Origin of the sequence: Algibacillus agarilyticus, assembly GCF_003286125.1 — a bacterium.
GTDB lineage: Bacteria > Pseudomonadota > Gammaproteobacteria > Enterobacterales > Alteromonadaceae > Algibacillus > Algibacillus agarilyticus.
In genome coordinates this window covers 1-5,255 of the sequence record NZ_QMED01000059.1, presented here as the reverse complement: position 1 = coordinate 5,255, position 5,255 = coordinate 1, and the positions used below count along the sequence as shown (strand labels likewise).

The following is a 5,255-nucleotide window of genomic DNA, read 5'->3' as shown; positions in this document are numbered from 1 at the left end:
CATCAAATCTTTAGCTAAAAACAAAACACTCAAATTATCCAAAGCCACATTGGCGTTGTATGGTTAAGCCTCTCGGGCAATTAGTACAGGTTAGCTCAACGCCTCACAACGCTTACACACCCTGCCTATCAACGTCGTAGTCTCCGACAACCCTACAGGACCTTAAAGGTCAGTGAGAACTCATCTCAAGGCTTGCTTCCCGCTTAGATGCTTTCAGCGGTTATCAATTCCGAACGTAGCTACCGGGCAGTGCACTTGGCAATACAACCCGAACACCAGCGGTTCGTCCACTCCGGTCCTCTCGTACTAGGAGCAGCCCCTTTCAATTCTCAAACGCCCACGGCAGATAGGGACCGAACTGTCTCACGACGTTCTAAACCCAGCTCGCGTACCACTTTAAATGGCGAACAGCCATACCCTTGGGACCGACTTCAGCCCCAGGATGTGATGAGCCGACATCGAGGTGCCAAACACCGCCGTCGATATGAACTCTTGGGCGGTATCAGCCTGTTATCCCCGGAGTACCTTTTATCCGTTGAGCGATGGCCCTTCCATTCAGAACCACCGGATCACTATGACCTGCTTTCGCACCTGCTCGACGTGTCTGTCTCGCAGTTAAGCTGACTTCTGCCATTGCACTAACCGTACGATGTCCGACCGTACTTAGTCAACCTTCGTGCTCCTCCGTTACTCTTTGGGAGGAGACCGCCCCAGTCAAACTACCCACCAGACAGTGTCCCTGAACCCGATTAGGGTCCGAGGTTAGAACATCAAACATACAAGGGTGGTATTTCAAGGTCGACTCCACAACATCTGGCGACGCTGCTTCAAAGTCTCCCACCTATCCTACACATGTAGGCTCAATGTTCACTGCCAAGCTGTAGTAAAGGTTCACGGGGTCTTTCCGTCTAGCCGCGGGTACACAGCATCTTCACTGCGATTTCAATTTCACTGAGTCTCGGGTGGAGACAGCGTGGCCATGATTACACCATTCGTGCAGGTCGGAACTTACCCGACAAGGAATTTCGCTACCTTAGGACCGTTATAGTTACGGCCGCCGTTTACCGGGGCTTCGATCAAGAGCTTCTCCGAAGATAACCCCATCAATTAACCTTCCGGCACCGGGCAGGTGTCACACCGTATACGTCATCTTGCGATTTTGCACAGTGCTGTGTTTTTAATAAACAGTTCCAGCCACCTGGTCACTGCGACTGTCGTTCGCTTACACTGTAAAAGTTTAACAAACAACAGCGTACCTTCTCCCGAAGTTACGGTACTATTTTGCCTAGTTCCTTCACCCGAGTTCTCTCAAGCGCCTTAGTATTCTCTACCTGATCACCTGTGTCGGTTTGGGGTACGATTCGAATAAACCTGAAGCTTAGCGGATTTTCCTGGAAGTATGGCATCAATCACTTCAACGCCGTAGCGCCTCGTCTCGTATCTCAGTCTTATAGAAACCCGGATTTGCCTAAGTTTCAAACCTACTTACTTTCACGTGGATAACCAACACCACGCTGATTTAGCCTGCTCCGTCTCCACATCGCAGTTTATTCAAGTACGGGAATATTAACCCGTTTCCCATCGATTACGCCGTTCGGCCTCACCTTAGGGGTCGACTTACCCTACCCTGATTAGCATGGGATAGGAAACCTTGATCTTTCGGCGGGGAAGTTTTTCACTCCCCTTATCGTTACTCATGTCAGCATTCGCACTTCTGATACCTCCAGCATGCCTTACAGCACACCTTCAACAGCCTACAGAACGCTCCCCTACCACTTGAACCTAAGTTCAAATCCGCAGCTTCGGTGCATAGTTTAGCCCCGTTAAATCTTCCGCGCAGACCGACTCGACCAGTGAGCTATTACGCTTTCTTTAAAGGATGGCTGCTTCTAAGCCAACCTCCTGGCTGTCTATGCCTTTCCACATCGTTTCCCACTTAACTATGACTTTGGGACCTTAGCTGGCGGTCTGGGTTGTTGCCCTCTTCACGGCGGACGTTAGCACCCGTCGTGTGTCTCCCGGATAGTACTCATCGGTATTCGGAGTTTGCAAAGGGTTGGTAAGTCGGGATGACCCCCTAGCCTTAACAGTGCTCTACCCCCGATGGTATTCGTCCGAGGCTCTACCTAAATAGATTTCGGGGAGAACCAGCTATCTCCCGGCTTGATTAGCCTTTCACTCCGATCCACAAGTCATCTCCTAACTTTTCAACGTTAGTGAGTTCGGTCCTCCAGTTGATGTTACTCAACCTTCAACCTGCCCATGGATAGATCGCCGGGTTTCGGGTCTATACCTAGCAACTCGACGCCCAGTTAAGACTCGATTTCTCTACGGCTCCCCTATTCGGTTAACCTTGCTACTAAATATAAGTCGCTGACCCATTATACAAAAGGTACGCAGTCACAGAACAAGTCTGCTCCCACTGCTTGTACGTACACGGTTTCAGGTTCTATTTCACTCCCCTCACAGGGGTTCTTTTCGCCTTTCCCTCACGGTACTGGTTCACTATCGGTCAGTTAGGAGTATTTAGCCTTGGAGGATGGTCCCCCCATCTTCAGACAAGATATCACGTGTCCCGTCCTACTTAATATGTATAATAAAGCCTTTCGCATACAGGACTATCACCTACTATGGTCAAACTTTCCAGAGTGTTCTGCTGGACTTTATTATATCGGCTGAACCCCTTTCGCTCGCCGCTACTCAGGGTATCTCAATTGATTTCTTTTCCTCCGGGTACTTAGATGTTTCAGTTCTCCGGGTTTGCTTCTTACACCTATGTATTCAGTGCAAGATACTCTACATAATAGAGTGGGTTGCCCCATTCGGAAATCTTGGACTCAACGTTCTTTATCAACTCGTCCAAGCTTATCGCAGATTAACACGTCCTTCATCGCCTCTAACTGCCAAGGCATCCACCGTGTACGCTTATTCACTTAACCATACAACCCAAGGTGTCCTCGGATTGCATGTCTTTTGACATTTTCGCGCGCCTTGTTTCAAATACTAAAGTTCTGATGAACTTCTTTATTTACTTTTTTGTCCTGATTGTTAAAGAGCATGGTCTTCTCTTTCGAGAATAAAACCAAAACTAAATTATCAATTTGATAATAATTTAGGTTTAGTCTTTTATGACCTGATTTAAAGAGGGTGTTGATTAGGTAAGTGGTGGAGCTAAGCAGGATCGAACTGCTGACCTCCTGCGTGCAAGGCAGGCGCTCTCCCAGCTGAGCTATAGCCCCATTTATCTTACTAAATGGTATCGAGTCGGATGGGATGTATAGGCCAATTTACTTTATTTTTTCGACACGAAAACATCACTGCTAGCAAGCTAACGAATGATGAGGACGATCTAATCAGTAAATTGGTAGGTCTGGGCAGACTTGAACTGCCGACCTCACCCTTATCAGGGGTGCGCTCTAACCAGCTGAGCTACAGACCTATACAGTGTCTTTAAGCCTCAGTGGCTTCGACTCTCTTTAAATCATCTTTTGGTAACTTCTTATCTGTGTGAACACTCTGCAAATATAAGTCTTAGGTAAGGAGGTGATCCAGCCCCAGGTTCCCCTAGGGCTACCTTGTTACGACTTCACCCCAGTCATGAACCACACCGTGGTAAACGCCCATTATTAAGCTATCTACTTCTGGTGCAGCCCACTCCCATGGTGTGACGGGCGGTGTGTACAAGGCCCGGGAACGTATTCACCGCAGCATTCTGATCTGCGATTACTAGCGATTCCGACTTCATGGGGTCGAGTTGCAGACCCCAATCCGGACTACGACAAGCTTTAAGGGATCCGCTTACTGTTGCCAGTTCGCTTCCCTCTGTACTTGCCATTGTAGCACGTGTGTAGCCCATCCCGTAAGGGCCATGATGACTTGACGTCGTCCCCACCTTCCTCCGGTTTGTCACCGGCAGTCTCCTTAGAGTTCTCAGCATTACCTGCTAGCAACTAAGGATAGGGGTTGCGCTCGTTGCGGGACTTAACCCAACATTTCACAACACGAGCTGACGACAGCCATGCAGCACCTGTCTCACAGTTCCCGAAGGCACACTAAAATCTCTTTCAGCTTCTGTGGATGTCAAGGGATGGTAAGGTTCATCGCGTTGCATCGAATTAAACCACATGCTCCACCGCTTGTGCGGGCCCCCGTCAATTCATTTGAGTTTTAATCTTGCGACCGTACTCCCCAGGCGGTCTACTTAGTGCGTTAGCTGCGCCACTCACGTCTTAAAGACACAAACAGCTAGTAGACATCGTTTACGGCGTGGACTACCAGGGTATCTAATCCTGTTCGCTACCCACGCTTTCGAACCTCAGCGTCAGTCATTGTCCAGGGGGCCGCCTTCGCCACTGGTATTCCTTCAGATCTCTACGCATTTCACCGCTACACCTGAAATTCTACCCCCCTCTACAAGACTCTAGCTGAACAGTTTTGAATGCACGGCCGAGGTTGAGCCCCGGTGTTTCACATCCAACTTATTCAGCCGCCTACGCTCGCTTTACGCCCAGTAATTCCGATTAACGCTTGCACCCTCCGTATTACCGCGGCTGCTGGCACGGAGTTAGCCGGTGCTTCTTCTGTTGCTAACGTCACATCTGATGGGTATTAACCATCAAACTTTCCTCACAACTGAAAGTGCTTTACAACCCGAAAGCCTTCTTCACACACGCGGCATGGCTGCATCAGGGTTTCCCCCATTGTGCAATATTCCCCACTGCTGCCTCCCGTAGGAGTCTGGACCGTGTCTCAGTTCCAGTGTGGCTGATCATCCTCTCAGACCAGCTAGGGATCGTCGCCTTGGTGAGCCATTACCTCACCAACAAGCTAATCCCACTTGGGTTCATCCTTAGGCGAGAGCCGAAGCCCCCTTTAATCCGAAGATACTATGCAGTATTAGCCATCGTTTCCAATGGTTATCCTCCACCTTAGGGCAGATCCCCAAGCATTACTCACCCGTCCGCCGCTCGTCATCAAAGTGCAAGCACTTCATGTTACCGCTCGACTTGCATGTGTTAGGCCTGCCGCCAGCGTTCAATCTGAGCCATGATCAAACTCTTCAAAAAAAGTAAATCTGGGTCTCAATGAATTCTGATTTGCAAACAAATAAATTAATATTCGTTTTGTTTTGACCGTGTAAGTCACTCAGAGAACATTAAGTTAATTTTATATACTTAATATTTGCGAGTGCTCACACAGATAAGTAAGCTACCAAATTGTTAAAGAGCCATCTTTCGATGTTCGCTGCAAGAGTT

Annotated in this window: 2 tRNA genes and 2 rRNA genes; all 4 read right to left on the bottom strand. The window is 48.8% G+C overall.

Annotated elements, in window-relative coordinates:
- Positions 1-59 precede the first annotated feature (59 nt).
- Positions 60-2,939: ribosomal RNA gene (locus DPX34_RS21365) — 23S ribosomal RNA — on the bottom strand.
- A 224-nt stretch (positions 2,940-3,163) separates the two neighbouring features.
- A tRNA-Ala gene (locus DPX34_RS21360) sits at positions 3,164-3,239 on the bottom strand.
- A 123-nt stretch (positions 3,240-3,362) separates the two neighbouring features.
- Positions 3,363-3,439 (bottom strand) — tRNA-Ile (locus tag DPX34_RS21355).
- A gap of 97 nt (positions 3,440-3,536) precedes the next feature.
- Positions 3,537-5,066 (bottom strand): 16S ribosomal RNA (locus DPX34_RS21350).
- The 16S and 23S rRNA genes sit together here with 2 tRNA genes alongside, the layout of an rRNA operon.
- Between the last annotated feature and the right edge of the window lie 189 nt (positions 5,067-5,255).